At 71.2% G+C, this 26,820-nt stretch carries 33 protein-coding genes; 9 read left to right on the top strand and 24 right to left on the bottom strand.

Annotation, left to right across the window (positions count from 1 at the left end; all coding sequences use genetic code 11):
• Nucleotides 1-22: 22 nt before the first annotated feature.
• From ACGF3H_RS28140 to ACGF3H_RS28025, 24 genes are all read right to left on the bottom strand, one after another.
• On the bottom strand, nt 23-478 hold the full coding sequence (locus tag ACGF3H_RS28140) for a hypothetical protein (RefSeq protein WP_362491179.1): 456 nt from the start codon (nt 476-478) through the stop codon (nt 23-25).
• Nucleotides 475-1,233 carry a hypothetical protein gene (locus ACGF3H_RS28135; RefSeq protein WP_362491176.1) on the bottom strand — a complete coding sequence of 253 codons (759 nt, stop codon included), beginning with the start codon at nt 1,231-1,233 and terminating at the stop codon, nt 475-477. The genes ACGF3H_RS28140 and ACGF3H_RS28135 overlap by 4 nt, the downstream gene beginning before the upstream one ends.
• A 25-nt stretch (nt 1,234-1,258) precedes the next feature.
• Nucleotides 1,259-1,939, bottom strand: a complete 681-nt coding sequence (locus tag ACGF3H_RS28130; protein ID WP_393816550.1) for a hypothetical protein — start codon at nt 1,937-1,939, stop codon at nt 1,259-1,261.
• 34 nt (nt 1,940-1,973) lie between these two features.
• On the bottom strand, nt 1,974-2,825 hold the full coding sequence (locus ACGF3H_RS28125) for a relaxase/mobilization nuclease (RefSeq protein ID WP_362491170.1): 852 nt from the start codon (nt 2,823-2,825) through the stop codon (nt 1,974-1,976).
• A complete protein-coding gene (locus tag ACGF3H_RS28120) occupies nt 2,822-3,511 on the bottom strand; it encodes a hypothetical protein (protein WP_362491168.1) in 690 nt (229 codons plus the stop codon). Before ACGF3H_RS28120 ends, ACGF3H_RS28125 begins: the two co-directional genes overlap by 4 nt.
• Nucleotides 3,512-3,606: 95 nt before the next feature.
• On the bottom strand, nt 3,607-4,032 hold the full coding sequence (locus ACGF3H_RS28115) for a hypothetical protein (RefSeq protein ID WP_362491165.1): 426 nt from the start codon (nt 4,030-4,032) through the stop codon (nt 3,607-3,609).
• A 99-nt stretch (nt 4,033-4,131) separates the two neighbouring features.
• Nucleotides 4,132-4,629, bottom strand: coding sequence for a hypothetical protein (locus ACGF3H_RS28110; protein ID WP_208611265.1), 498 nt, complete (start codon nt 4,627-4,629; stop codon nt 4,132-4,134).
• 949 nt (nt 4,630-5,578) lie between these two features.
• The gene (locus tag ACGF3H_RS28105) at nt 5,579-6,739 is read right to left on the bottom strand and encodes a hypothetical protein (protein WP_362491162.1); all 1,161 of its coding nucleotides are present in this window, start codon (nt 6,737-6,739) and stop codon (nt 5,579-5,581) included.
• Nucleotides 6,736-7,194, bottom strand: coding sequence for a hypothetical protein (locus ACGF3H_RS28100; protein ID WP_362491160.1), 459 nt, complete (start codon nt 7,192-7,194; stop codon nt 6,736-6,738). Before ACGF3H_RS28100 ends, ACGF3H_RS28105 begins: the two co-directional genes overlap by 4 nt.
• A 38-nt stretch (nt 7,195-7,232) precedes the next feature.
• Complete coding sequence (locus tag ACGF3H_RS28095; protein WP_362491158.1) at nt 7,233-8,339, bottom strand: hypothetical protein; 1,107 nt, start codon at nt 8,337-8,339, stop codon at nt 7,233-7,235.
• Nucleotides 8,332-9,075, bottom strand: coding sequence for a glycosyltransferase (locus tag ACGF3H_RS28090; RefSeq protein WP_362491156.1), 744 nt, complete (start codon nt 9,073-9,075; stop codon nt 8,332-8,334). Before ACGF3H_RS28090 ends, ACGF3H_RS28095 begins: the two co-directional genes overlap by 8 nt.
• Before the next feature lie 48 nt (nt 9,076-9,123).
• Nucleotides 9,124-9,639, bottom strand: a complete 516-nt coding sequence (locus ACGF3H_RS28085; protein WP_360965049.1) for a hypothetical protein — start codon at nt 9,637-9,639, stop codon at nt 9,124-9,126.
• A 141-nt stretch (nt 9,640-9,780) separates the two neighbouring features.
• A complete protein-coding gene (locus ACGF3H_RS28080; RefSeq protein WP_362491154.1) occupies nt 9,781-10,575 on the bottom strand; it encodes a hypothetical protein in 795 nt (264 codons plus the stop codon).
• A gap of 291 nt (nt 10,576-10,866) precedes the next feature.
• Nucleotides 10,867-11,640, bottom strand: coding sequence for a hypothetical protein (locus ACGF3H_RS28075; protein ID WP_362491152.1), 774 nt, complete (start codon nt 11,638-11,640; stop codon nt 10,867-10,869).
• Nucleotides 11,641-11,670: 30 nt separating this feature from the next.
• Complete coding sequence (locus ACGF3H_RS28070) at nt 11,671-12,597, bottom strand: hypothetical protein (RefSeq protein WP_362491149.1); 927 nt, start codon at nt 12,595-12,597, stop codon at nt 11,671-11,673.
• Nucleotides 12,587-12,835, bottom strand: coding sequence for a hypothetical protein (locus tag ACGF3H_RS28065; RefSeq protein ID WP_361226377.1), 249 nt, complete (start codon nt 12,833-12,835; stop codon nt 12,587-12,589). The genes ACGF3H_RS28070 and ACGF3H_RS28065 overlap by 11 nt, the downstream gene beginning before the upstream one ends.
• Nucleotides 12,836-12,941: 106 nt before the next feature.
• Nucleotides 12,942-13,202, bottom strand: a complete 261-nt coding sequence (locus ACGF3H_RS28060; RefSeq protein ID WP_006143170.1) for a hypothetical protein — start codon at nt 13,200-13,202, stop codon at nt 12,942-12,944.
• 333 nt (nt 13,203-13,535) lie between these two features.
• On the bottom strand, nt 13,536-15,050 hold the full coding sequence (locus tag ACGF3H_RS28055) for an ATP-binding protein (RefSeq protein ID WP_362491146.1): 1,515 nt from the start codon (nt 15,048-15,050) through the stop codon (nt 13,536-13,538).
• 28 nt (nt 15,051-15,078) lie between these two features.
• Nucleotides 15,079-15,531, bottom strand: coding sequence for a DUF6238 family protein (locus tag ACGF3H_RS28050; protein ID WP_362491144.1), 453 nt, complete (start codon nt 15,529-15,531; stop codon nt 15,079-15,081).
• Between the two features lie 55 nt (nt 15,532-15,586).
• Nucleotides 15,587-17,059 (bottom strand): SCO6880 family protein, encoded by a 1,473-nt coding sequence (locus ACGF3H_RS28045; RefSeq protein WP_362491143.1) that lies wholly within the window; start codon nt 17,057-17,059, stop codon nt 15,587-15,589.
• Nucleotides 17,060-17,140: 81 nt separating this feature from the next.
• Nucleotides 17,141-18,523 (bottom strand): ATP-binding protein, encoded by a 1,383-nt coding sequence (locus ACGF3H_RS28040; RefSeq protein WP_362491141.1) that lies wholly within the window; start codon nt 18,521-18,523, stop codon nt 17,141-17,143.
• A 37-nt stretch (nt 18,524-18,560) separates the two neighbouring features.
• Nucleotides 18,561-19,256 (bottom strand): hypothetical protein, encoded by a 696-nt coding sequence (locus tag ACGF3H_RS28035; RefSeq protein ID WP_362491138.1) that lies wholly within the window; start codon nt 19,254-19,256, stop codon nt 18,561-18,563.
• Nucleotides 19,256-19,570 carry a DUF6112 family protein gene (locus ACGF3H_RS28030; protein ID WP_006143162.1) on the bottom strand — a complete coding sequence of 105 codons (315 nt, stop codon included), beginning with the start codon at nt 19,568-19,570 and terminating at the stop codon, nt 19,256-19,258. Before ACGF3H_RS28030 ends, ACGF3H_RS28035 begins: the two co-directional genes overlap by 1 nt.
• A 139-nt stretch (nt 19,571-19,709) precedes the next feature.
• Entirely contained in the window at nt 19,710-20,843 is a 1,134-nt protein-coding gene (locus ACGF3H_RS28025; RefSeq protein ID WP_362491135.1) for a C40 family peptidase, read from the bottom strand.
• 517 nt (nt 20,844-21,360) lie between these two features.
• Between ACGF3H_RS28025 and ACGF3H_RS28020 the strand changes: the two genes are divergently transcribed.
• The 9 genes from ACGF3H_RS28020 to ACGF3H_RS27980 all read left to right on the top strand — a co-directional run bounded on the left by ACGF3H_RS28020 (nt 21,361) and on the right by ACGF3H_RS27980 (nt 26,784).
• Entirely contained in the window at nt 21,361-22,116 is a 756-nt protein-coding gene (locus ACGF3H_RS28020; protein ID WP_362491132.1) for a site-specific DNA-methyltransferase, read from the top strand.
• 253 nt (nt 22,117-22,369) lie between these two features.
• Nucleotides 22,370-22,912: a DUF4913 domain-containing protein gene (locus ACGF3H_RS28015; RefSeq protein WP_061915836.1), complete on the top strand. Its 543-nt coding sequence runs from the start codon at nt 22,370-22,372 to the stop codon at nt 22,910-22,912.
• On the top strand, nt 22,909-23,394 hold the full coding sequence (locus ACGF3H_RS28010; protein ID WP_362491129.1) for a hypothetical protein: 486 nt from the start codon (nt 22,909-22,911) through the stop codon (nt 23,392-23,394). The genes ACGF3H_RS28015 and ACGF3H_RS28010 overlap by 4 nt, the downstream gene beginning before the upstream one ends.
• An 18-nt stretch (nt 23,395-23,412) precedes the next feature.
• On the top strand, nt 23,413-24,111 hold the full coding sequence (locus tag ACGF3H_RS28005; protein WP_362491126.1) for a hypothetical protein: 699 nt from the start codon (nt 23,413-23,415) through the stop codon (nt 24,109-24,111).
• Between the two features lie 16 nt (nt 24,112-24,127).
• Complete coding sequence (locus tag ACGF3H_RS28000) at nt 24,128-24,868, top strand: hypothetical protein (protein ID WP_362491124.1); 741 nt, start codon at nt 24,128-24,130, stop codon at nt 24,866-24,868.
• A gap of 180 nt (nt 24,869-25,048) precedes the next feature.
• A complete protein-coding gene (locus ACGF3H_RS27995; protein ID WP_061915846.1) occupies nt 25,049-25,342 on the top strand; it encodes an SH3 domain-containing protein in 294 nt (97 codons plus the stop codon).
• 95 nt (nt 25,343-25,437) lie between these two features.
• Complete coding sequence (locus tag ACGF3H_RS27990; protein ID WP_362491122.1) at nt 25,438-25,920, top strand: hypothetical protein; 483 nt, start codon at nt 25,438-25,440, stop codon at nt 25,918-25,920.
• Complete coding sequence (locus ACGF3H_RS27985; protein ID WP_362491119.1) at nt 25,917-26,360, top strand: hypothetical protein; 444 nt, start codon at nt 25,917-25,919, stop codon at nt 26,358-26,360. The genes ACGF3H_RS27990 and ACGF3H_RS27985 overlap by 4 nt, the downstream gene beginning before the upstream one ends.
• A gap of 10 nt (nt 26,361-26,370) precedes the next feature.
• Complete coding sequence (locus ACGF3H_RS27980) at nt 26,371-26,784, top strand: hypothetical protein (protein ID WP_360964998.1); 414 nt, start codon at nt 26,371-26,373, stop codon at nt 26,782-26,784.
• The last annotated feature ends 36 nt before the right edge of the window (nt 26,785-26,820 follow it).

Here is a 26,820-nt window from a genome sequence, read left to right as displayed (position 1 = left end):
GCTCCTCCGGGGCGGTGAACGGTCAGTGGTGGTGGCGCTGCCCGACGCGCTGTGACTCGGTGAGGACGCCCTCCGGGCGGGCGCCGGTCAGCGGGGAGGTGTGGTCGGGACCGGTCGGTATGCAAGCGCGCAGATAGCGGCGGAACAGGGCTGTGGCGAGCCGGGGCTTGAGCCGGTTGCTGATCGATGGGGGTGTGCGGGGTGCTACGGGTTTCTCCGGGAGTCGGGCGGTGTGCTGGGCGGCCCCGGCGTGGTGCCGGGGCCGCTCGGGCTTCTTACGGGGTACGGCGGGCCGGTGCGGAGTGAACGGGGAGCCGTCCGGTGCCGGTTGCTGCGCTGCGGGACGGGCCGCTCTGGTGCGGAGGCCGTGCATGGCCAGCCGGCAGGTGGCTTCGTCGAAGATGCCGGGCGTGCACTTGACGTCATGACCGGTCAGGAGCAGGGCAGGGATGCCCAGGTCGGCCTCCGCCTGGTTCATCGAGTCCTGGCGGTTGGCGTACGGGTGCCGGACGGGGTCGGCGGCATGGATGCCGGGGCTGAGGTAGGCGCGGTCCGTCCGGCGGGGTGCTGGAGGGCGGCACCGATGCCGAGCGCGTCGAGGCGCGGGCCGATCTCGCGCAGGGCGCGGGCCTGGACCTGGGTGTCGTCACCACTCAGGCGGTAGATGCCGCTCTGCGGGTCCTGGATAAAGCCGTGGGCGACGAGGATCGTGCCGGCCCGGTCGTCGGCGGGGGCGGTGGCGACGCTGCCGTCCGGCTGCCAGGTCAGGACGATCCGGTCCGGCTGGGAGGGCTGGATGCCACCCAGGGCGTTGTGCCGGACCTGTGCGAGCGCACGGTCGTAGCGGGCGAGCAGATCGCCGGCGACCTGCTCGGCACTCAGGAACGGGTCGTCTGCCAGGGCGACGCCGTTGGGCTCAGGGACAGCCCGGTACGCCTCGTCGGGCAGGGCGCGCGGGGCGACGGCGGCGAGAAGGAAGCCGTCGCGTCCGTCGTGCCGGTCCAGGAGGACGAGCTGGGCGCCGTCGGGGCGGCTCAGGACGGCTGCCTGCGTCAGCGGGTGCTCGGCGAGGGAGGCGGCGACCAGGTCCAGGTCCCAGATCCGGTCGGCGAGTTCGGCGAGGTCGTCTTTGGCGTCGGCTGTCAGGTGCGTGCTGGTCCAGGTATCGGGGAGTTCACCGGCGAGGACGTCGGCGTACGAGGCGAGGTGCTCGGAGGTGTCGTGGTCGTGCATGGTGTCCTTGGGCAGTTGCAGGGGCTCAGCGGCGCAGGCGGGTGGCACCGACGGGCGGCGGTGCCGGGGCCGGCAGTGCACGCGGCGGGGGTGGGCCGGCGCACACGGCGGAGCGTTCGGGCTCGTGGTCGGGCACCTGCTCGGCGCAGGGGCGGCGGCCGGGGTGAGGGGCGTGCCGGTCGGCCAGCCGTTCGCGGGTGTACGCGAGGTCGGAGTGGATGACGCGGACGTATTCGTCGGCGAGGTAGCGCAGGCGCCGGGCGGTGTGCGGATCGGTCGCGTTGCCGAGTCCGTCGAAGAACTCCGCCAGAGCGCCGAGGGTTTCCTCCAACCCGGCGAGGATGCCGTCGTGGGGCGCGGTGAGGTCGGTGAGGATGTCGGCTGCCTCGGCGGTGTCGGTGGCTTCGCGCAGGCGTTCGGCGAGGTGGGAGACCGAGGTACCGAGCGTGGTATAGCGCGCGGGGCGGGCGTCGGTGTCGAAAGGTTCGTCGCAGTCGACGTGGTACCCGGCAGCCCGCAGGCGCGCTACGGCATCGGTGGCGAGACGGGACTCGTCATCCTCGGTGAGGCCGACGGGGGCGCGGTGGTAGGTCTCGTGGAGGCGGACGACCGCGATGAATCCCGCGCGCTGGAGAATGCTGTGTGCCGCCAAGTCGCCGCCGCGCGCGAGGAGTTCGCTGGAGTTCGAGTCGCGGCGGATGTCCATGAAGCGGCCGGTATGGGGCAAGAAGGCGTTGCTCCTACGGAGATCTGTGGGCGGTGTGCCGGGCTACGGGCGGTGCGGCGGCGATCCGGGACCGGCGGACCAGGTGGGCCGCAGTGGTGTCCAGGTCCTGCTGGATCGCGTAGAGCCGGCGGGCGATCAGCTCCAGGCCGTGTGCCGCTTCGGTGCTGGCGGCTCCGGGCTGGCGGGCGATGCGGTGAGCGGTGTGCTCGATCAGTCCGCGGACCGTGGCCAGCGGGCCGGCCTGCTCGTCGGCGAGCTGCGTAAGGACGCTCGCGAACTGCGCGGATGCGGTGGGCGCCGTACGGACAGCGGGGCGTGTCGCGGGTCCGGTGCGGGCGGGGATCAAGTTGAGGTCCTGTTCGATGCGGCGTGCCTCGTCCGCGAGGCGCCGCAGTATGTCTGAGGGCGGGGTGCGCCAGGTGCCGTCGAGGTGGATCAGGTTGGCGATCAGGTCCAGGCGCCCGGGCTGTGCCTGGACGGCGATCCACCGCCAGCCGTGCTCCGCGGCGCCGGGTATCTCGATACCGGCGGCTCGCGCGAACCGGTGAGCGGTTTCAGCCCACTCGGGACCGGTCAGCTCCCGGTCGTCCGGGTGGAGGCGGATGTCGAGATGGAGGATCGCCCGTCGGTCGTCGTCCGCCCTGGCAGTGAACGGATGCTCCAGGTAGGGATCTTCGAGGTGCTCGGCCCACTGAACGGATGTCCAGGTTCTCTGCTCGTCGTTGAGGGTGTAGTAGTCCAGGTCCGGCCAGTGGGCGACGATGGTGTACTCCGTCAGACCCTCGTTCGGGGAAAGGGGCCGCCCGAGCGCCTCGGCGAGCGGGTCGCGCGGCGAGTGGGTCCGCGCGTGCAGGCGGGGGATCATGACGGCACCCCGCTCGACGTGCGGGTGGGCGGCCGATGCTGATGAAGGTCGCGCGCTGTGCAGAGCAGGGAGCGCTCGCGGACCAGGTCGGCGTGCACCGAGGTGTCCCCCGGCGGGAGACAGTCGATCGCCCTGTCGATGGCGCCCAGCCCTTCGTCGTACCGGCCCAGTCGGCGCAGGGCACCCGCCACGCGGAAGAGGACGATCGGGTCGCTGCCGGTGGCGAGGGCCGGACGGGAGCTGAGGGCCAGGAGACGCTCCGCGCCGTGGTCCAGGTCCTGGCCGAGCCACAGCCCGTGCAGCAGGACGTGCAGGGTCTTGGTGTGCTGCCCGGCCTCCGCGAGGACCTCGTCCATGACCGCCAAGCCCTCCGGGCGGGACTGGCCCAGCAGCGCGAAGGCGTACAAGGCCCGGGTGTAGCAGTCCAGCGGCTGACGCGCGGTTTCCGCGAGTTGTTCGACGAGGCGTTGGAGGGTGGGGCAGCGGAAGTCGAACCGCAGGGCGCTCAGGTACAGATGAGCCAAGGTGCGGGCGGTGATCGGGTCAAGGCCCATTGCGGTGACGTCCTGCGGGGACAGCAGGGCCAGGACGCTGTGGCCGGCCGACCGTGCCGCCCAGGCAGCATCCGCGCACACCTCGGCCGAAGTTCTCCAGTCGGCCTCGATGTCGCGGAGGTCTTCGGCCAAGTGAAGCGGCCAGGAAGAATCGACCGGAGATGCGGTGGCTCGGGCCCTGGCTCTGTCGAGCGCGGCGGAACGGCCGGGACGGTGCGTGGGGGAAGTCATTGGCCACTCCGGATGTCCGCGATGTGCACGAGCTGGCCCAGGGCGGTGGTGGTGTACCAGCCGCAGTCGATCAGCTCGTCGCGGTCGGCGAACCGCGTAAAGAGGGCATCCTCCATGGCGCGCAGGTAGATCAGGCAGTCCGGGCAGCGGCGCGAGAGGTGCACGAGGTAGCGGGGGTGGGCGGTGACGTAGGACTGGGCGCCGCCAGTCGCATCACGCAGCCGCCAACCGTCCTCGTCGGTCGGGGTGTGCCAGGACGGGGCCACGACGCGCATCGCATCGCCCCACAGTTCTCCGCCGGCCATCCCCTTCAGGACGACGACAGTGTCACCGGCCTGGAAGTGGGCGTGGGTGATGTCTCGATCGGGGGTGAGCGGGTCGGGCGTCGGTGCGAACGCCGAGGTGGGCGGAAGCTGGGACATGAGTTCCTTCCACGCAAGTGCTGGCGGGGTGGGAGCATCAATAGTCCGGAGGAACGCCGGTTTGGCTAACCGGCGTTATCCGGCTATGTTGCCCAGCCGTCAGTGGAACGGGTTCTCCGTCCCGCGGTCCGCCTCACTGGCTGCGTCGAGGAGTTCGAGCAGGTCAGTGCCTTCGGCGTCGCGCTGGTCGATCCACCATCCGGCACGGGTGATGGCGCGGGCCTTCTCCTCCAGCTCCGCCCAGTCCGCCTCGTCCCACGTGCCCTCGATGACGAGCGCGGTGTGCGCGGATGTCATCAGCTGGTGGCGGGAGCGTTCGCCCCAGTCCAGGGCCTTGGCCGGGCCCTCCAACTGCGGCATGTCGAACTGCTTCGCCCACGCGAGGGCTGCCTCCTGCTCCTCGGCCCGCTTGGCCGCGAGCCACTCCTCCTTGGACCCGGTGTCGGCGTCGCGCGCCGCCTTCCAGCAGTCGGTGCAGTCCTTCGACGCGAGCCAGCGGGCGAAGCCTGCCCGCTTGTCGGCAGGGCGATTGGACAGGTCATGATCCACGCGGTGGGAGCAGGCGTGCTCCACGGTCCAGTGCGTACGAACAGCCATAATTCGATCTCCTCAAAGGGGTTGCAAGGTGGGGGTTGCACCCTGATCAGGGCGTCTTATGCCGGCCTCGGAGCAGGCACCGGCGCCAGCCGCACCGCGACTGCCCGCGGGGCCCAGACGTCGGCGCGCGGCGAGAAGGACGGTGAGAGCGAAGGCCGCGCCGGTGCCAGGGAGCGCCGGGTCGGCGAGCGGCTGCTTGGCGAGGTGTCCGGCGAGGGCGGTGCGGCGGGCGGGACGCTTGGCCAGGAGCACGGCCACCAGTGCCTGCAACGAGGCTTCGCGCGTGAAGACCAGGTAAGTGGGAGTCGCTGCAGATCGGCGCTTGGGCTCCCCCGAGGTCACCAACTTGTCTGTGTGTCAGTGGGGTTGGCTACTATGGACGTGGTCGACGAGATCCTTGAAAGGCATGGTGCATCGGTGATGATGGCCAACCGCTACGGCGCTCCATCCGAGGAGCGATAGGCGCGCCTGGCCGGCGCTTCCCTATCGCGACGCCCGCTGGGCGGCGACGCTGTGACGTGAATCCAGCGCAGGATGCACCCTGCCCTGATTCGGTGACGGCGCTCCGACGGAGTATGGGAGGGCCCTACTTGTCTGCCACCACTTCTACCTGTGACCACCGCGTGTATCACGTTGTCGTCGTTGCGCTGGTATCCGTCATCGCTGGGCTGGTTGCGGGGATCGGCTCCGCTGTTCTGGGGCAGCTTGCCCTCACCGCCGTCGCTTCTGGCGGGGCCGTCCTTGCCTTCACCTACGGCGCCGGCATGACCGCCGTGTCACATGTGAGTAAGCGTCAGTAGTAGCCGCTGCTCCGGGGCGGCTGGCATGGCCGCCCCTAGGCCGTGGGCGCTCAAGACAGCTCACGATCGTGCTCGTATTTTGCGAGGGCAAGGTTGATCGCGTACTGCTCCATGGGCTCGTGTTCGTCAAGACCAGGTGGGACATGGGCTTAGCGGTGTCGGGCGGTGGTGCTGGCGCGGGGTGGCGGCGTGGGCGGTGTGGTGTCCACGGCGGGGCGCGGACGGGTGCGCAGCACGGGGGTGCGGTGCGGGGGCAGGACGGCGACGGTCGCGCCGAGGTCCTCGGCCGCCTCTTCGACTTCACGGGTGAGGAACTCGATCTGCCGGCTCAGCGCTGCCAGGCGGGCGGCGATCTGGCGGCACTGCACGGTCTCCAGGAGTTCCTGCAGGCGGACCATCGGGCCGGCGTCATAGCCGCGCTGGACAGCGCTGAGAAGCGCATTGGAGGCGTCACCGGCACTGTGGCCTTCGACGACATCGCGGATGAGGTCCTGCAGGGACACCTCCGGAACCGGTGCCGGGCGGTTGAACCGGGAGACGTCCGCGCGCAGCACGCCGGGCGGAACCGGAGCGGGCAGCACCTTGCCCGCCTCGTACTCGTGGGCGTAGTGCCCGACAACCTGCCAGCCCGGTGCGTCCGGGTCGCCGCGCAGCGCGACCACCGTCGAGTCGTCATCCTCGACCAAATAGGCGAGGGTGATCGGCTGCCCGTCGGCGGCGTACCACGACTCGGTCAGCTCCAGCTCGCCGCGCCTTTGCGCGGCCTGGGCCTTCTTGGTCCACATTTGCTGTTCCTCGTCGGTCAGCGGAGCTTTGTGGTGCTGGCCGCCCTGCTGGTCGGCGAGGTTGCTGGCGATGGAGCCGTGGTCCGCCCAGGCGGCCAGGTGCGGCCACAGGGCCGCGTGCTGAGCGCGCGCGGCCGGGGAACCGGGGGCGGCTGGCCGGTCGAGCGCCCGGCGGATCTCGGCGGCCGAAACGGCCAGGCCGTCCAGGACGGCCCGCCACCCGGCCAGGTGCCGAGCGGGTGGCAGCTCATCGAGCACCAGGCGGGCGGCATCGAGGAGAGCCTCGGCGTGCGGGGCGAGGTGGGCGGCGTACGCCTCCACCGCGGCCTTGTCGCGGTGGGCTCGTGCGGCAGCCGCGGCGCCCGCGTTAACGGTACGACCGTAGCGGTCGCGTGTCCTATCGAGCGCGGCCTCGGTCTCGCGGTCGATGACCGCCAGCCGCAAACGGAAGTCGCGTGCCGCGTTGGCCAGTTCGGGAGCGGTCGGCAAGGGGCCGTCGGGGGCCGGACTGCTCGCGGGAGTCATCGGGACCGCCCGCCGGTCGCGGCCGTCAGGTGGACGGTCGGAGCGTAGGTGGGCTTCGGCGGGATCGACCGGGCCGCTGGCGGGGAGGTGGTGGGCGGTGTAGAGCGCTGCGTCGTCCGGCCGGCAGCGGCCTGGGCGAGACGGCTGCGGCGCTCCTCGAGTCCGTGGGGCCGGGCGGGGTGTGCCGGTCCGGCCGAGAGGGACGGGTCAAGCCGGATGTCGGCCTGCACGGTGTAGCCCTGGCGGCGCAGGTCGTGGACGGCTTGGCGGGTGCGGCGGACTCCGTCGCGCTCGGGCTCACTGAGCCGGTACAGGCCGGGTTCTCCGGGAACGGGCTCGAACTGCTCGCGCTCCAGGTACCAGTGGGCGAGGTGCGGGGGCATAGACGCGGTGAAGGAGGCGACGAAGCCGTGTTCCTCGTGGTCGCCGAAGGCGAAGTGGGTGCCGGGGTGCAAGGGGGCAGTGTTCTCCTCGGGGCGTGGGGCGGAAGGGGTCAGGGGCCGCGGTGCGCGGGGCGGGCCGTGGTGAAGGGGCGGGCCGGCGCGGCGACGGGCAGGGCCGGGCGGCGGTGGGGTGCGCTGATGCGGGCCTGCCGCAAGAGCGTTTCGCCGTCAGTGAGCCAGGTCTCGATGGCCGGCCACGCGCGTGCTCGGCGCTCCTGCTCCGGCACGAAACCGCCGTGGACGATCTCGTCGACCAGGGTCTCGGCATCGATCACGGCGTCGGCCAAACGGGAGAGGGTCGCGGCGTCGTCGGGCCACGGGCTGCTCGTGGGTCGGCACCGGTCGAGCAGCGCAGGGGCGTGGTCGACGACGGTCAGGAAACGGCGCCAGGCGTGGTCGAGGAACAACTCCGTCGCGGCGCCGAGAGCGGCGGCGCTCAGCGGGGTGGCGTCGCTGTAGCGGCCGGAGGCGTTCATGGCCTGCCAGGTGTCGTGCTCGCAACGGATGTCCCCGAGCACGGCGGCGATGGCCGCCGTCTGGCGGGCGTGGACGGCCTGCTCGTAGGCGGGGAGGTACCGGCCGGTGAGGGCCTGGGCAGCCTGCCCGGCAACCGGCGGCAGGACGATGCTGCGCGGGGCGTGGGGATCGCCGTAGCCCCCTTCCAGTCCCTCGGGCGAGAAGGCTCCGACCAGGTAGTCGAGTTGACGGCCGGGACGTTCGATGAACAGCAGCGCGGTGCCCTGCACCGCGTCGGTGAGGAGCGCGGCGTAGGGGATTCGCTCGGTCTGGACGGCACGGCCGAGTTCGCCGCTGTCCCAGATCCAGGGGACGAGGTCTTCCTGCCAGGCCGGGTGCGAGTAGATCTCGACCGAGGCGTGCCACTGGCCGGGCAGGAGGCGCGCGAGGTCGCGGGCGGCGTCGCCGATGAACCGGCGGCTGCTCGTGTGCACGCTGGTGCGGTGCCGCTTCGCGCACGTGACCAGGTCGACCACGGTGGTCTGGGTGCCGTCCGGGGGCAGGTGCCAGACGCCCTCGTCGTCCCGCTGGAAGCCGCTCTCCGCGAGGGCGGTGTGCGCCCAGGCATACCGCTCGCCCGAGGCGATGGCGACGATCCCGGACTCCCGGCTGTGCGCCAGGATGATCTGCGCCTCAGTCACGGACCAGGTCCTCGCCGCCGCGCAGGACGGCACGCAGGCTGCGGCCGTACGCCCAGGCGTGCTCACGGGCAGCCGCCTCCAGCTGGTCGTATCCGACCTGGGCTGTCATCTGCCCGTTCCACTTGCGGTATCGGTACACGGGGACCGGCAGCAGGATCCCGGGCGCGAGAGCGGTGACGCCGAGGGCCGCGCAGTAGTCCTCGCCCTGGACGAGGCCGCCCATCGGCGCGGCGCGCACGAGGTCGGTGCGGGCGAGGATCGTAGTCGGCCCGATGGGGATGGTGTCTGCCGGTGACTTCCAGTACGTCCACACGTCACCGGCCTCGTGCCGGCCGGGCGGCGTGGGGCAGCGCCACAGGGTGGTCGAGCCGTCGGGGTGCTGGTCCTCGCTCCAGCCGGCACACCAGCCGACTCCGGTGGACTCCAGGGTGTTCAGCCGTAGAGCCATCGCATCGTCGGTGAACTCATCATCATCGTCCGCCCAGTTGGTGTACGGGGTGCGTACGTGGTTCAGGGCCAGGTTGCGGGCGCAGGCGGCGCCGACCGGCCGGGGCAGCGACAGGGTGCGAACGCGGGCATCTTGTGCGAGCGGGGCCGGCAGGCGGTCGGGCGAGGCACCGTCGAGTGCGATCACGGCCTCCCACGGCACGGACTGCCGGGTCAGGCTCGAGTGCATGGCGGTCAGGTAGTCGAGCCGGTCTTCGCGCAGGCGGCTGGCGATGACGACGGTGATCAAGGGCGTGGTGCGCGGGGGCAGGGAAGGCTCCGGGAAGACGAGGGAAAGCTAGCGGCGGGCGGTGGGGCGCGAGGGGCCGGCCTTTGCCGGGGCTGCGGCAGGAGCGCTCGGACTCGGCGTGCTGCGTGATGCCCGGATAGCGGGCGGGGAGTCGCGGGAGGACCAGGCCGCCGGGTGGTCGTTGAAGGCGGTGCGCGGGTCGATGGCCCAGCTCACGATGGGGCCGATGTCCTCGTGCAGGAGGCTGATCACCTCGACGCCCTCCTTGTGCAGGACGTACCCCCACTCCATGTCCTGCGCATCGGCGGTCTCGTCGGTGACCGACATGCGTACCGGCGGCGAGCCGTCCGGGGTGACCAGGTGGTCGAGGGTTCGGCTGGGCCAGTGGTTGCCGCCGGTCAGCGCGGTCACGAGTGCGGGCGGGGCATCGTCGAGGAGATCGGTGCCGAGTTCGTCCCAGCCGACGGCGACGTCGTCGATGAGGTGCCGGCACATGGCCTTGATGTCGCGTCCGAACTTGTACTGGTAGGCGGCCAGGAGCAGGGGGAGGTGGTGGCTGGGCACGCCGTCGAGCTGGACGTGGATGCCGGTGTAGCCCGTGCCGACGGTGGGGCGGGCGATGAAGGAGCGAGTGGACAGGGAGCTCTCCGCAGCAAGCAGGGGGCGGGAAATGTTCGGCGGCCATCAGGTGGCGCGCGGGTGCGTCTACACGCGGTCCGACCAGGACGGGACCGGCGGGCCGGAGGCATCGGTGCGGGCGCAGGTGTAGCCGATCAGGCGGGACGGGGCAGCCTTCGCGGGGACGGTGGCGGCGTCGTTGCACACGAACGTGTACCTGATGGAGGTGCGGGGCACATCGTGGAGCCAGGCCCGGTCCTCCTTGCCCGGGTTGATCTGCAGGCCGGAGTGCGCGACGGCGTCGGTCTGCGTGTGCATGTGGGAGAAGAGAACTAGCGCGCCGCCGTCGGTGGTCTTGAGGGCGTAGGCGTCCTTGTAGCGGTTGTCGGCGCCGGCGAAGACGGTGGTGCCCTGGTCCCCGTAGCGGGTGCCGGTCTTGTCGTGGACCTCGATCTGCCGCTTGCTCGCCGTGGTCGGCGTGAAGACCTTCGTCCCGGTGTGCGTGCCGCCGGTGGCGAAGTTGTCGAGCACCGCGGCACGCAGAACGCCGACGTCGGCGGCGAGGTGCTTGTTGCCGTCGGCGGCGACGGCCGTCGCGTACCCGTCGTGGTCGAGTGCGATGTCCGGCAGTTTCGGGCTGTCGAGGTCGACGACGGAGACCATCTCCCAGCGCTTGTGCTGGGGTCGTTCGGCGAACACCGCCAGACGCGAGGGGGCCTTGCCCTTGTCGTCCGAGAGCGCGGCGGCGAACCAGCGGTCCTGTCCGGCGGCCAGGCGCGGGATGTACAGCTTGGTGCTGGCGGTGTCGTAGGACCAGGGCTTGTAGGGCGTGCGGTCGGCCGCGGGAAGTCCCTCGGTCTCGGCGTAGTCCGAGACGGACATGGCGTACAGCGGGCCGTCCTCGATGGTGCCGAGCAGGGCGCGGTTGCGATCGGCGTTGGCCTCGTTGTTGATCTGCGAGTAGTGGGTGATGACGGCGCGGGCCTGGGCGGCGCTGAGGGCAGGCGCCGGCTGCGGCGCGCTGCTGGCGCTGGGCGTCTGCTTGGCGATGGCAGCATCGTTGTCGGTGGCACAACCGGTGAGCGCCAGGGCGAGGCAGGCGGCGCCGACGAACAGCGGCAGGGTGCGGCGGGCGATGCGGATGGAGACTCCAAGGATCTAGGGGCAGGGGGGTCAGCGCGTACGGCGGAGCGGGGACACGGCCTTCGCTGGGGCCGGCAGCAGTGCAGCGCTGGTGGTGGGCGCCGAGTGGCGCAGGTTCACGCCGATGCCCTTGGCCGTGAGCTGCTGGACCACGGAGTGGACGCGAAGGGCACGACCGGTGTCCCCGTAGGCGGTGGGCAGGAGAAACGCTGCTTGGTGCGGGTGGTACTGGAAGCCGTGGGTGTACAGGGTCATGCGGGCATCCACCGGCACGCTCTCGTACGGTGCGCCGAGGGCTCCGTCGCTGTACAGGGTCAGGGTGAGGACCTGGTCGACCTGCGGTGGGGCGGGCCGGTGCGGAGGCTGGGGCTGGTGCTCCGCGTTGTTGAGGACCGCCCGCAGGGCCTGTTCGTAGCGGGGTAGCAGCCGCCGGGCGATGCGTGCTGCCGCCCGCGCGGGGTCCTTGGGAACGGCGATGCCGTTGGGTTCCGCGACTCCGGCGAAGTGGTGGGGCTTGATGCGCGCGCCGTCGGGGGCGAGCGCAGCGACGACGAACTGGTGCGGGTAGCGAGGCCGGTCGGTCACGTAGAGCCGCTGGTCGGCCGGCCCGTGGAGCACGGCGTCGTGGGTGAGGACGTACTGGCTGACGACGTAGTCGACGTGGCCGGTGTCCCAGAGCTGTTCGGTGCGGGGGAACTGGTCGGCGTACTGCGAGTGGCGCTGGTACTGGCTGGTCCAGGTGCCGGGCAGGCGCGCGGAAAGGGCGGCGGCGAAGGCGGCCAGGTCGGTGCGGAGTGAGGTCATGTGTTCCGGGAGGGAAGCGATGGTCCGGGGTCAGCGCGTGTGCCGCGGCTGTGCCGGCGGGAGCACTCGCGGGGGCAGGGACGGTGTACGGGCCGGGCTGGAGTGCAGTCGCGGTGCCGACGCGAGCGGAGTGAGGGCCCGCATCCTGTCCTCGGCCACGTGCAGGACCTCTCCGAGGTTGCGGATCTCGGCGGCGGCGTCGGCGAGGTCGTACGACAGGTCGAAGCCGTCGTCCTCCTCCGCTTCCTTGGCCTTCTCCCCGGCTGCTTCGAAGAACTCGCCGAGCTGCGCCAGCAGTCCGTCGGTGGGCTCCAGGATCTGGTGCAGCAGGGCAGCGGCATCCGCATGCGACTCCGCTCCGTTGAGCCGGTCGGTCAGAGCGCGCAGCGCGTCGCCGTAGACGTAGATGGGAGCGTCGTCGGGTGTGCCGGGGACGCCCTGGGCCTGGGGCGGGGGCGTCGGCTGGGCTGAGTGCACGTGTGGGCTTTCGCCGGGCAAGACGGGGTGCGGCAGCAGTCCGAGCTTGGCCAGGCGGTGGGTGATCGCCTCGATCAGGGGCTGGGCGCTGCCGCCGTGGCGGGCTTCGGGCCGCTGGGGAGCGCCGGGGTCGTCGGAGGGGGCCGAGTCGTAGAGGACCTCGAACAGCGACGGGTCGTCGGGGTGCTCACGCGTCGCGATCCAGCCCTCGGGGTCTCCGGGCGGGCGGTCGGAGGACGGCTCCTGCGGCGGACCGATGATCAGGTAACTGTCGTCGGGGAGAGAGACGCGCACGATGTAGGCGCTGAGGCCGAACTCGATGTCGCACTGCAGGCCGCGCGCCCGCAGCGGCGTGGTGATGTGCGCGTGGCGACGCCACAGCTCCTGCCACCACGGGGTGTCCACATTGCGGTGGTCGGGAAGCGGTGCGAGCGAGGCAACGCGGCGGGAGTCTGGGGTGCTCGCTTCGTCAGCGGCCACGGTTCCTCCCGCGGGAGGAGGCGGGAGATCGGTGCGGTGGAGGCGTCCGTCCAGTGGGGGTGACTACCGGCTGCGACTCCTGACTGAAGCCGAGTTCGTACTCGTCGTGGGTGGCGATCAGGTCGTGTTCCATCTGGGCGTCCTGGTCGGCGACCTGTGCCATGAGGTCGTCGACTTCGGCTCGGCGTTGTTGGTATTCGGCCCATTCGGTGGCGTTCAGGTGAGGGGGACGTTTCAAGAGGACTCCGTGTGCAGGCGGTGGCGGTGCCGTGTCGATCAACAGTGGTGGTCCCTCGGGATCGCGTTTGCGAGAGTCGGGCGGCACTGGAATCGCAGAAAGAGAGCTATCGGCGGGGTGCGGTACCAGGGGACGGAGGAGCGGGCGGGACGCCTGCGCTGGCCCCAGGCTGGCCGCCGGTCGGTGTCGCGGGGGTGGGAGCCGGGTCGTAGGCGGCGCGCAGCCTGCTCAGGCCGGCCTCGTCGGCGAGGGCCAGGACCGACAGCGCCCGGCTGGCCGCCGTCATCAGCAGGTTTGAGGGAGATCCCTTGGCCGCACCGCGGTTCTCCCGCCGCCACCGGGCGGCGGCGACGAGGTAGTCGCTCACGGCGCGCAGTGCAGGTTCGGCGGCGTCCAGGACGTGGTCGGTGACTGCTTCGATCTCTGCCGGAGTCTGAGCCGCGGCGAGGGCGTCCAGGTAGGGGGTGAGATCAGGTGCGGGCCAGGGCTGGTCCGGCAGCGGATGCGCGTCGCGGAAGGGCTGCGCATCGCGTCGCGCCCACCGCTTCAGGTCGCCGCGGGTGGCGAGGTTGTACCGGGCGGCGTGGATCTGGTCGGCGTCGCGGCCGACGTTGTCGTACAGGTCGAAGTCCGGTTCACGCGGGGAGATACGAGAGTCCTTCGATGGGGTGTTGTCAGGATTCGTGAACTCGACGCTTTTTCAATGCATTCGGGCGTCCGTGTCGAAGAGCGCCAGCTCGTGGGGATGCAGCAGATGCTGGACGATGAAGGATCTGCCAGCGACTTTCCACAGACCACGGCCCCGGTTGAGGTGCGCGATGGCGTCCATTTCCACGGAAGTCAGGCCCAGCAGGGCGGCAGCGGCGTGGAGCTGGTCGCTCTCCTGGCGGTAGATGATCCGGGTGCTGCAGTCGGCGAGGAGGCCCTCGGCCAGGGCGCGGCCCTGTGATCCGGCGTCGCCGGCGGTGAGCAGGTCGGACAGCCGGTGGATCACCATGAGGTTGGCGATACCGAGGCCGCGGCTCAGCTTCCACTGGGCCTGCATCCGCTGCAGCAGGCCGACGTGCCGCATCAGTCGCCACGCCTCGTCGTACACGATCCAGCGCCTGCCGCCGTTCGGATCGGAGAGGGCGGACTCCATCCAGGCACTTGCGCAGGTCATGGCCAGGACGAGGGCGGTGTCGTCGCCGGATCCGCCGAGGCGGGACAGGTCGATGGTGAGCATCGGCGCGTGCGGGTCGAAGGCGACGGTGGAGGGGGCGTCGAACATGCCGGCCAGGTCACCGTGGACGAGGCGGCGCATCGCGTGGGCCAGGTCGCGTGCGGCGTCGCCGAGCTGGCCCGACATCATGCCGGCGGCTTCGTCGAGCGCACTGGGGTCGTTGAGGGTGGCTGCGACGTCGCCGAGCAGCGGGGTGCGGCCGGTGGCGGCGGCGCGGGTGACAACGGCGTCGAGGGCGACGTCGAGGGCGGTGTGCTCCATGGGCATCAGGTCCCGCCCCAGGACCGTCCGGGCGAGGGAGCCGAGTAGGAGCAGGCGCCGTTTGCGGATCTCGCCGACCCAGTCCGCCTCCGTCACGCTGTCCGGTCGCGGGGCCGCGTCCAGGGGATTGAGGCGTCCGGGCAGTCCGGGGCCGAGAGCGACGGACCGGCCGCCGAGGGCTTGCGCCACCGGCGTCCACTCGCCTTTCGGGTCGCACGGGACGTAGACGCGGTAGCCGAAGGCGACCGAGCGCAGCGCGAAGGACTTGGCGAGCGCGCTCTTGCCCTGGCCGATCACCCCGGCGAGCAGGAGGTTGGGGTTGGTGAATCCCTCGACCTTGCCGTACAGCGCGAACGGGTCGAAGACGAACGACGCTTCCGCGTGGACGTCGCGGCCGATGTAGATGCCCTCGGCGCCGAGCCCGCCTTCGGCGAGGAAGGGGTAGGCGCCGGCGGCCACGGCGGTGGTCATGCGGTGAGCGGGCAGCTTCAGCCGGTTGTTGCGCGCGGAGACGGGCCCGGGCCGTCCGCTCGGGGGGTAGAGCGGAGCGGGCATCTCGTGCTCGGCGGGTGTGCTCTCGGCCTGGTGGGCGGTGGCTTCGGCGCGGGCCTTGGCGGCGGCTTCGGCGAGCTGGCGGCGGGCTGCCTTGCGGCTGGCCCGGTCGGTGCCGTGGGGGGTGAACAGCGGGCTGGCGGAGGCGCGGCGGGCGCGGCGAGCGGGCCGGTGGCTCATCGGAGGCCCTCGATTCTGCGGGTGGTGCTCATCGCACGCAGGCCGTGGTATGTGGGCGGAGGTCGGTGGGGGTGGTCTTACGCCGGATGCTGTGCCCGGTGGCGAGGTGGCGTTGGCAGATGGTCAGCACGGGCGGCCCTTCGGGCAGCCGTTCCGGATGGCACGCGCTCGTCTCGGTGTCTGCCTGCGCTGTATTGCCGGGCAGCAGGTGGAAGGCGGCATGGATCTCGGTAGCGGCCTGCCACAGGCGGGTGTGCGCGGTGGCGAGGTGGCGGCCTGCTGCAGGATGCGGGGGCCCTGCTACCTCGACCAACTGGTCGATGAACCGGTGTAGTTCGGTGAGGTGGGCGTGGAGGGTGTCGAGGTGCCCGCGATCCGGGGGCGCGGCACGGTTGAGTGCACGAGCGTGGTGGCGGACGCCTGCGGTGGCGGCCCGAAGGTAGGGGTGCGCGTCGGGCGCGCTGGGACGGGGATGGATCAATGGGAGGTCCTTGCCGCCAAAGAGGCGGGAGCGGGGTGTGGGGGCGAACTGGCAGCTACAGGGTGGTGCGGGCCAGGGGGAGTGCGGCAACGGCGAACGCGTCGGGCTGCTGGTAGTTCAGCCGTCGCAGGTCGACGCCCGAGGTGACGGCGTGGGTCTCGATCTGGGCGCAGGCGGCGTCCAGGAGGGCGTCGGTCTCGGCGGTGACGGTGACGAGGCCGGTCAGGGCGACGTCCGCGTGTCCGGCGATGAGCTGGCGCTCACGCTGTTTGACGTCGGCGTACTCGACGGAGTCTTCCTCGCTGTCGACCTGCCCGCGGCGGGCGCGCTCGTTGGCGTCGGCAATGATCGCGGCCTTCTTGCGCTGGACGTCCCGCAGCGCGGACTCGAGCCCCTGCGGTACGTAGATGAGGGACAGGCTGCGTCGCACGCCGGCCGTGAACATGAGGTCGTGCATGAAACCGGCGTTCGTCTCGGTGCGGGGCCAGTTCTCCACCCAATACGTGGCGTGCCGTGCGCTGTCGGTGGCGAGGCGGTCGTACTCCTCGACCTGGACGACGGGACCTGCTGCTGCGGGATCGGCCTCGGCGCGGCCGGTGTCGGACCACTGCTGGAGTGCGGCGAGGGCCCCCGGGTCGTAGGCGGTGCGGATGACGGCGGCGATCTCCCGCGCGGTCAGCCACCCGGTGACCATCAGTCCGGCGTTGCGGGCCGCCTGGGCGATGGAGGCGGTGGTCTGCTCCGTGACGGTGAACGCCCCGGGCAGCCCGCCGCCGGCCTGCGAGATCAGCCGCCGGGCGGCTTTGAGGTCGAGGGAGATGGCGAGGTAGGTCTCGTGGGGTGCGGCGGCGGGGCCGGCCGAGGCGACCAGGTCGGAGTAGATCTGTCCGGCGACCGGTGTCTGGGGCTGCCCGTTCTGGGCCCAGTGGCGGGTGAGGGTGTCGCCGCTGTCGGGGACGGTGCGTTCCAGCACCTGCACGGTGGCGATGTGCCCGGTGCGGGCGATGCCCGCGAGGGCGCGTCCCCAGCTGCCCACGTTTTGGTTCTGGGTGGCGGGGTCGAGGAGGGCGAAGGCGCGGCTGCTGACCCGGGCGATGGCGGTCAGGGTCTGCCGGTGTGGGTCGTGCACGGCCGCGGCGCCGTTGGCGGAGTCGCCGGGGGTGACCACCTTGAGGGAGGCGGCCGTGCCGGGCAGGTGGAGGATGCCGTCCTGCCGGGGCCGGGTGACGGGCCGGGCGAGCCAGAGCGTCTGGCCGGTGCGTCGGCGCTGTGCGTAGCGGGCGACGATCGGCGCCCAGTCGATCAGGGAGCGTCCGTGCCGACGGATCACCACGAGCGCACCGGAAGCCGCCCACAGCGGGGCCAGGGCGACGGCGCCGATCAGCCCGGTGGAGACCACTGTCATCAGCAGCAGCGCCAGCGTGCAGGAAACAAGGACGAGTTGCGGCAGAGAGAGGCCGAGGAGGATGCCGCGGCGGGACCGGTGCGGAAACTTCACCGTGACCGGAGCGACGGAGAGATCAGTCAAGGGGCGGGTCCTGAAGGCGCGGGCGGAAACCCGGGGGCGGGGGTGCAGTACACGTCCCGCCCCCGGTAGACGGACAGGGGATCAGAGGCCGGTCGCAGGCGGCGGCGGTGAGGCCGTCCCGCTGGGCGTGGCGTTCTGTGCCCCAGGGGACGGCGGTGCGCCTTGCGGCGGCGGGGTCGTGGTCGGCGGCACTGACTGCCAGCCGCCTTGCTGGCCGGCCGCGGCGCTCACGCCGGATCCGCCCGGCCCCGGGCTGCCGCCCACCTGGCCGCTGGTGTCATCCGACACGCTCGTCGGCGCGGGCTGGACGGCCTTCTCCAGGCCGGACTTCATGGCACCGCCACCGGGCGAGCCGCCCGTTCCGCCACCCTGCGAAGCGTCCTTGCCGCCGCCGCTGTCGCCGGTCGGGTTGGCGGCGATGTCGCCGGGGAATCCGCCTCCGCCTGCGGCGTCGGGGCCTTGCGCGGCGGCGACACCCGCTCCGGCTGCCGCGCCGCCGGTTCCGGCGGTGGCGGCTGCTGCCGCGGCCTTGCGGGCGGCGTTCTCGGCGTGGGCCTTGGCGATCTGCGCTCCTGCGCCGCCGGCGCGGTGGATGGACTCGCCGTCGGTGCCGTCGGCCGCCCAGTGCACGAACTTGAAGACGGCATAGGGGCACAGCAGCACCAGGATCATGATCACGATGCCGGACATGACGTCGGCGAGGGCGGCGATGCCGTCGGTGGCGTCGGTCTTGCCCATGGCGGCGATGCCGAGCACGAAGATCACAGTCATCAGCAGCTTGCTGACGACGAGGGTGGCGGTGGCTTCGATCCAGCCCTTGCGCCAGCGGCGTGCGACTTCCCAGCCGCCGCCGGCGGACGCGAAGACGGCCAGGGTGACCATGACGAGGATGCCGACCTTGCGGACCATCATCACGCACCAGTAGAGGAAGGCGCCGATGGCGGCGCCGAGACCGACGACGACCGGGACGAGCCAGCCGAGTCCGGCCAGGGACCCGATCTGGCTGACCTTCACGATGCGGCGCACGGCCGACTCGATGCTCAGGTGCGCGGTCTTGAACAGGCCGTCGCTGACGGCGTCGACGACTTCGACGGCGACTGTGGTCAGGGCGATGGCGCAGAACGCGAACAGGACCCCTGACATGGTGCCGGTGAACGCCTGGGTGAGGGCTTGTCCGTCGCGTCTGACGGCGGCCCGGACGAGCTGCGCGCAGAAGGTGGCGACCAGCAGGACCAGGCCCAACGGCAGCAGCATCTCGTAGTTGTCGCGGAACCATCCGGCGTTCAGGTCGACCCTCGTGGTGGTGTTGACCGCCTTGGCGGCCAAGTCGGCCGCTGCCGCAGCCAGCTCACCTGCGGACTTCGCCATCCAGTCACCGATGGCCTTGCCAGGGTCCGAGGCGAAATCGACCGCGTCGCCGACGGCACAGAGCTTGTCCGCCAGGGGGTAATCACAGAAACCCACGGGGAATTACTCCTCCTTATCTCGTGTCAGGCGCGGGTCACTGCGTGACGCTCGGAGCGATGGCGGCCAGGGCACAGTCGTGGCCGGGGCGGCACTGCACGGCGAGGGTCACGGCGCGGTCCTCGGCTCCGCCGCCGCCCTTCTTCCAGGCGATCTGCTGCTTGCCGTTGACGGTGACGACGTAGATGTACGCCTCGGTGATCGCCGAGGGGTCCTCCGCGAGGGCCTGCTTGAACGCGCCCGGGTAGTGGCCTTCGGTGACGCGGGCGGTGGCGTGCTGGTCCTGGTCGGCCATCCGCGACCACAGCAACGGATCAGGGACCTGGCCGGAGACGGACGCCCAGTCGGCGTAGGTGGGCTCCTTGGTCATCCACTCGCGCATGCCGGCGAGCTGCTGGTCGCGACTGGTGTCGCGGGTGTCGTAGGACCACAGCATCTGGGCTGCTGCCTTGGCGTACGCGACCGGCTCGGAGATCTGCGGCGGCTTGGGCACGGAACCGGAGTCGGCCTCGGGTTTCGGGGCGGGGGCCTCGGAGGAGGACGGGCTGTGCGTCGCGGCTGGCCCGGCAGCGGTCGGATCCCGGTGGGCGTTGCCGCTGCCGGACAGCCAGGCGACGGCTGCGGCGATGGTGAGCAGGACGGTGACGATCAGAGCGACGATGGCGATGCGTCGGTTGGCCGACCAGCCGACGCCGTAAGAGGTCAGCGAGAGGGTGGGGAATCGGTTCCGCATCAGTGGACCTGCGAGCCGAGGGTGGAGAAGAACGCGACGATTCCGTTCGCGGCGCCGAGGCCGAGGGCGGCGCCCGCGGCGACGACGGCGCCCTTCTTGCCGTTGGCCTCGGCCTGGTGGCCGCCGGTGTGGTGCCCCCATGCCCACACGCCGAGCGAGACGGCGAGGGCGCCGACGACGGCGATGATCCCGAACATGTTGATCGAGTTGACGACGTTCTTCAGCACGCTGAGCCCGGGCAGGCCGCCGCCCTTGGGCGAGATCCCTGGGTCGTAGGCGAGCTGGATGACGCGGTCTGCGAGAGGGAGGGACATAGGTGTGGCGGGCTCCTTGCATACGCGGGCCAGACGAGGGGCCGGCGGGGGGAGGGGAAGCAGAGGGGGTGGGGCGATGCGCTCGAGGCGCGGGAGATCGCCGCGGCGGCCGGCCTGGAGCGGTGGCCGGGCGGTGGCGTCAGATGACGCGGCGGGCGGCGAGAATCGTCCAGTCCTTGATCGGGGTGATCCGGACCGGCTTGGTGGTGCGCGGTGCCTCGATCACGAGGCCCTCGCCGATGTACATGCCGACGTGCTCGGGACGGCTCGCGGTACCGCGGCTGAAGATGAGGTCACCGGGCTTGAGCTGGGCGGGCGAGACTGCCTTGCCTTCGTTGACCTGCGTGTACGTGGTGCGGCTGAGGGTGACGCCGGCGTGTGCGTACGCCTGCTGCATCAGCGAGCTGCAGTCGCAGCGGCCCATCGGGTCGGGCCCGTGGGCGTTGGTGCAGGATCCGCCCCACTGGTAGAGGGTGCCGAGCTGGTGCATCGCCCACTCGATGGCGTTGCGTGCCTTCGGGGCGGCGTCCTTGGGGATCTTGTATCCCTTCGGGACGCTGCCCTCGGGGATCGGGCCGAAGCCGGAGCCGTCCTGGCCCGGAGCGCAGCCGGTAGTGCCGGCTCCCGGGTCCTTGCCTGGGTTCGGCTCCTTGGCGTCCTTGTTGTTGCCGGCGCCGGGGAAGGTCTTGGCGATGGCTTCCTGCAGCGCGGTGGCCAGGTGCTCCCACTGCGCGTAGGCGTCCGGCAGGCCGGACTGCTGTACTGCTTGGGCGGCCTGGGTGACGGTCATCTGCTGCCAGCCGTTCACCTTGAGCAGGTGCTTGTAGAACTGCTCGCTCGCGTACGTCGGGTCACGGATCTGCTCGGCGGTGCCCCAGCCCTGGGAGGGACGCTGCTGGAACAACCCAAGGCTGTCCCTGTCGCCATAGTTGAGGTTGCGCAGCCTCGACTCCTGCATCGCCGTGGCGAGCGCGATGACCTGGCCCTTCTTGGGGACGTCGAGGCTGATACCGGTGGCCACGATCGTCTGGGCATTGGGCACCTGCTCGGCGGGCAGGTCCAGGCCCTCGACGTGGACGGTCTTGCCGGACGCCCCGTCGAGGATCTTGGTGACCTGCTCGGCGACCTTGCCGGTGTCGATGTCGTTCAGGCAGATGAGGGAGCTGCTGCTGCTTTGAACGGCGTCCGCGGAGGACACCATCATCATGCCGGTGCCGGCGAGCAGAAGCGGGGAGAGGAAGACGACGCCGATGCCGGCGGCGAGCGCCTTCAACCGGAGCGGACCGCTCGTGGGTCAGCGAGGTCGGGCAGGGGTGGGTAGCGAGACGTCATGAGCGTGTCCTTCGGGGGTGCGGTGTCCGGCGTGCCGCGTGCGCGAGGCGTGGTGGAAGGGCGCGGCGGCCGGGGTGGGCGATCAAGGCGGACCGATGCGGGGCGAGTTGCCGCTCGCTCCCAGCTGGCCGGGCCGTGAGCTAGGTGTGCCGGGGCAAGGGGGTACCTCCGTGAGGTGTGGCGGGGGAGTAGCCAGCGGCGGTGTGCGCCGGGCGGTTCAAAAACAGTAGATGCGGATTGGCGGTTGACCAAAAAAGCTGGCGCGAGGTGCCGGAATCCGGCACCCTCGCACGGCACTTCTTGGGCGTCGGCGGATTCGCCTCTACAGTTTTTGGACTCCCCTCGCCTCCTCGGTCTGCGGCCCTGGGCTTCTGCACGCCCACTTCCGGCCTGCGAGGACTCCTGTGCGAGGCGGCTAGTTCCCACCGTGAATCCGCACCCGAAATAGGGGCCCCTCTTTGCCTTTTTCCCTTCACCAGGGCGACGCCCTGGCCGTTCTCTCCGGCCTTCCGGACGGCTGCGTCGACTCCGTCATCACCGACCCGCCGTACAACAGCGGGGGCCGGACCGCGAAGGAGCGCACCACCCGCTCCGCGAAGCAGAAGTACACCTCCGCCGATGCCAAGAACGACCTCGCCGACTTCACCGGCGAGAACATGGACCAGAGGTCCTACGCGTTCTGGCTGACGCAGATCATGACCGAAGCGCACCGGCTGACGAAGACCGGCGGGACCGCGCTGCTGTTCACCGACTGGCGTCAGCTCCCGACGACGACGGACGCGATCCAGGCCGCCGGGTGGCTGTGGCGCGGTGTGCTGGCCTGGCACAAGCCGCAGGCCAGGCCGCAGAAGGGCCGGTTCACCCAGAACTGCGAATTCATCGTCTGGGCCAGTAAGGGGCCGATCGACGGCTCCCGGAACCCGGTCTATCTGCCCGGCATGTACTCGGCGTCGCAGCCCTCGGGCGCGCAGCGCCGGCACATCACGCAGAAGCCGGTCGAGGTGATGCGCGAGCTGGTCAAGATCAGCCCCGAGGGCGGCACGGTCCTCGACTTCTGCGCCGGCTCCGGCTCCACGGGCGTGGCCGCTCTGCTGGAAGGCCGGGACTTCATCGGCGTGGAGAAGACCGAGCACTACGCGTCGATCGCGGCCGACCGGCTCACCGAGACGACCCGCGAAACTCTCACGCAGGACGACGTGGACCTTACCGGCTGAGCCCCGTCCTTGCCTGCTGCCAAGGCGACCGGCTCCCCAAGCGTAGCCGTCGGCGACATACCGCCGCAGTGGCCGTGCAGCTCGCCGGATGGGCCGCGCGCAGACGCTTCCGTCCTTTTCTCATCCCGTGTCTCGTAGGAGGCCGAGCTTTTCAATGCCCGAATCAACAAAGTCGCCTGACGATGGCGAGTTGGAGCCGGTTCGTATTCCGGATCGACAGCTGGAGGGAATCGAGGCGAGCGTGCGGCGGCTCATGGAGCAGTCGGCGCAACAGGCTCAGCAGCTCGACCACCTCGCGTCTGCCCCGCCGCCCAGCGGATCACCGTTCGCGGCCTTCGGCATGCCAGGACTCGGTGGGCCGCCTCCCGCCGCTCCACCGGAGCCCCGCCCGATCCTGGAACTCGACGGAGAAGAACGCGAGGACGAACTCGACGCCCTGTCCGACTGGGTGGATGACTTCTTCCTCCCGGTGTACGGGGCGGAGGTCACCACCGCGGCACCCTGGTGCCTGCAGTGGCAGGAGCACGACGACGTCGTGGCCTGGCTCCACGCCCTGTGGCTCGCCTACCAGCAGCACAAGGATCCCGAAGCCGGGCTGTCCGGCCTGTTCGTGTGGCACCGGGACTTCCTCACCCACGCCGTCGCGGCGATCCGCGCGCCGGGTGGGCCGCTGTCGGCCTGCATGACCTCACCCGACCGGCCCGCGCACCGCCTTCTGCCCGGTCCGCCGCCGTCCGTGCGCACGGAGACGGCGAACACGACACAAGCCGCCGAACCGGACGAGCCGACGTCATGACCGCGGGAGCGGGACAGCCCGCCTTCGGACTCAGTTTCGACCCCCGCGCGCTGACCGATCTTCTCCAGGCCCCCAGCGACATCCGCGACCTCACCCTCGCCTACCTGCAGGAAGTCGTGAACGCGCAGCGCTTCGGCCTGCGTCTCGACGGTGACCTGGAGGGATTCCGGAAGCTGTTCGTGGACTCGCGCAAGGACTGGCGCGTCGTCTACGGCGTCCGCCCGGCACCTGCGGAGTCCGCGCATCCCAAGGAGATCCACGTCGTCGCCATCCGGCCGCGAGCAGGCAATGACGTCTACGACGAGGTCGGCCGCCGCCTGGGGATGCCCCGCCGGCCGCTGAGCGCCCGCACCCACGCGGCACGCTCGCGTTCCCCGCAGCTGACCACCCGCGCTCCCGTGCCCCGGCCCGGTCCGCCGCCCACCGCACTGCCGGGACTGCCCCGTCCCGCCCCAAACCCCGCGCACCATCACACCCGCTGAACGCACCGAGGTCCGCCTATGCCCCCTCCACCCGCGCCGACACCAGGTCGGCGCGCGGTCTCCCCGCTCGACCACCGCCTCCAAGCCGTCACCGGGCACGACATCGACACCCTGTGGGCCTACCGCGACCGCGGCGTCCTCGACGAGCAGCACGCCCACCTGGTCGACCGGCACCGTGAACTGGCCAAGGCCCAGACCAGCGTCACCTTCTACCTCCGGCTCCTCAACCGCCTGTCCAGCGGCGAGTTCGACGTCGACAGCGCCCTGTTCACGCGCATCGACCGCACCGTGGACCAGCTGGAAGAGGCCGCCGCCGCGCGGGACGCCGCCGCCCGGGCGGTGCTCGCCGCCCTGGAGCCCATCGAAGCCGCAGCGGCGGCTTCCGCGCCCGACGCACGGCAGCTCTCGACGGATGACCAGGCGGCGCTGCTCGCCATCGCCGGCGGCGCCAAGCTCTACGAACACCTGCTGACCGGCCGGATGTCCGTCACAGCCGCCTCCGGTACCCGCATCCCCCACGCCAAGCTGCAGCAGTTGGAGGACGCCGGCCTGGTCGTCCGGGACACCGGCCACCCCGTGCACGCAGGCCACCCGGTCGCGCTCACCGACGCCGGACGGGCCGCGCTGTTCGCCGCCCGCCGGCCTCCCACGGTGCAGGCGCCGAAGGTCCTGGCTCGCCCCGGTGCATCGCGGCCCACCCCGGCGCAGCGGCGCTGACTTCACCGAAAGGCCCTTGTTGTCTCCCACCGACCCGGCGCCGGACCGGAAGTCCCTCCCCGAAGTCGACTTCGACCTGGACGACCTCGACGCTGACGAGGAGAAAAACCTCGACTTCTACCGCAAGGTCGCCGTCCACGAGGACATGCTCGTTCCCCTCGCCGAACACCACGACGGCCCGCACAGCTACTACGTCCTGTTCGACCGCACCACCACCTGGGGGCACCCCGGCATGCCGCAGGTGCTCGCCGTGCATCTGCAACGGGACCGCGAGAAGCGGACGTTCAGCTTCGAGCATGCCCCTCTGCCGCTGCCCGCGATGGCGCAGTCCTGGCTCATCCACCGTGGCTGTCCGTCCGATGCCATCGCCCTCGCCCCACTGGGCCCGCCGCCAGCGGACGAGGCCACGCGCGCGCTGGAGTTGCGCCTCGCCGGCGACGGCGACCACTACGCCATGGGCTACTCCTACACCAGCGACGACCCGGACGACATGGTCATCGTCGTGGCCCTGCGTGCCCTGGACGAGCGAGCTCCCTCGCCGTTCCGCGTCGTGGTCGAAGAGGTCGACACCGAGACGTGGACGCACACCCTGCGCGAGGGCGGCTTCGACACGCTCGGCGAGGCACTGCAGTGGTGCGACGACCGCCTCGCGGGCGAGGCCGGCCCTCTTCCGCCGGTCCGCCCGACAGCCGCAGTTAGCCGCCCGGCCGGCTTGCCGAAGGCTCCTGCCCCGCGCCCGCCCGGCCGCTCACGCTGAGCGTCAAAGCCGACCAGGGCGGCGCAACATAGCCGACGATCGCCGGTTAGCCAAACCGGCGAATATCCGGACTCTTATACAGCCGCCGGGACAACACCCGCGGCACCTTCCCCGCAATCCCTATGCCTTCACGGAGGTTTCTTCCGCATGCGCTCCACCCGAATTGCCATATCCGCAGCCATGCTCGGCGCACTCGCTCTGCCTGTGCTGTCCGCCACCACCGCCAGCGCGACCCCCGCGAGCAGCTGCTCGTCCCAGCCGCCGCTGCCGTACGAGGTACACACCAAGGCCGTGACCATCCGGTCCAAGGCCACCACGAAGTCCACCGCGCTCGGCGTGCTCTACAAGAGCCACAAGTTCACCGTGCACAAGAAGAGCGGCAACTGGCTCTACATCACGGACAAGACCACCGGGGTCAAGGGCTGGGTCTCCGGAACGTACGTCTACCGCGACGTCCGAATGTGCCTGGACTGACAGAGCCCAGCAGGTGCCCGTAAGCGGCTCAGCCACCGGGTATGGCAGCCCCTCCCACCCCAGGGATCGGCCTTTCCAGAAGAGGAGATTTCCGTTTGCCCGATGGCATATCCGATGAGTCTGAGGATGTCGTGGACGTGCTCACCGAACGGATCGAAGCGCGCTTCGACATGGGCATGGACCAGTTGAAGGCCGCGGTCGCCGCCGCGCCGACCGCGAATCCCAATGCCACCGACGTCGTCAAGTGGCATGGCCTTCTCGTCGAGGCCCAGTCCGTGCTGGAGCGTGCGGAGGACGACCTCCTCGCTGCGCTGCAAACCCAGCCCAGCGAGATCGACGATCCGACGATGGGCCTCGCCCACCGGGTGAACGCGGCCGTCACCGCCCGCGACGGCCGAGCCATGGTCGTGCGCTGGCTCCTCGACCCGGACGCCCTGGGGAAGAAGGACCTCGCCGCCCAGCGCCTCGCCCGCCTCCGGCCCCGAACCGGCCCGGCGGTGCACACCAGCGCTCCCCACCGGCCCGCCGGCACAGCCGCACCGGCATCGGCGTGGCGGCCGGCAAGGACCGCCCGATGAGCCGGGACAAGGCCAGCACCATGGACGCCGACCTGCAGAAGGTCTTCGGCAACCCGCTACCCGAGCTGTACGAGGCGGCTGCCAGCCCAGGTGCCTCGCCCGCGCTCGCCCGTGCCCTGGAGCTGCGTTCGTTCCTGGCGCTCACCGAGGAGCAGGTCGCCCGCGTCCGCGACCGCGTCCACGCCGACATGGACCCGGACCGCGACATGGGCGAACTGTCGGCGGACAAGCTCCGCTTCGACGCGCAGTGGCTGGAAGCCGCACTGGAGGCCCGCGACGGCTACCGCGCCGCCCTCGGCGGACTGCTGCGCACCATGCCCCCGCCTGCCCAGCAGGCTCGGCCCGTACGAACGGCTCAGCTCAGGGCCACCGCAACCCTGCCCCCGTCTGCCGCCCCGGCACCGCAGCGTGCCGGGGCGGCCCGGGCCCGCCGACCGTGAAAGCCCACGCTTGCCCCACCTCACGTCCACCGACATAGCCGGACGGATCGAGGACTTGTACGGCGCGCCGCTCGCCGACCTCGAAGCCCACGCCCAGGACCAGCCGCCCGGCATGCTCTCCGCCCTGCTCGGCATGCACGACGACCTCGCCCTCGCCGAGCGCAGCATCGACGTCCACCGCGACCACCTCGCCCGGCTCATCCACCCCGAGCGGCAGATCGACCCGCACGAGGTCTCCCACCTCCTCGACGGTGCACGCCGGCTCGCCGAAGCCGTCGCCGTCCGCGACGTCCAGGCCAAGTCGGTCGCCGCCGTCCTGCAGAGCCTGGCCCGCGTCGCGGCTTCGACGCCTGCCCCGCCGGCTCCCTCGCCGTCCGTTCCAGCTCCGCCTCTACCGGTGCCGAGCCCGGCACACAGCCGCTGACCCAGGCGATCTCTCTCTTTCCTTCACCCAGGAGTT

Origin of the sequence: Streptomyces sp. NPDC048185 (assembly GCF_043202495.1) — a bacterium.
Classification (GTDB): domain Bacteria; phylum Actinomycetota; class Actinomycetes; order Streptomycetales; family Streptomycetaceae; genus Streptomyces.
This window is presented reverse-complemented; position numbering and strand designations above follow the sequence as displayed.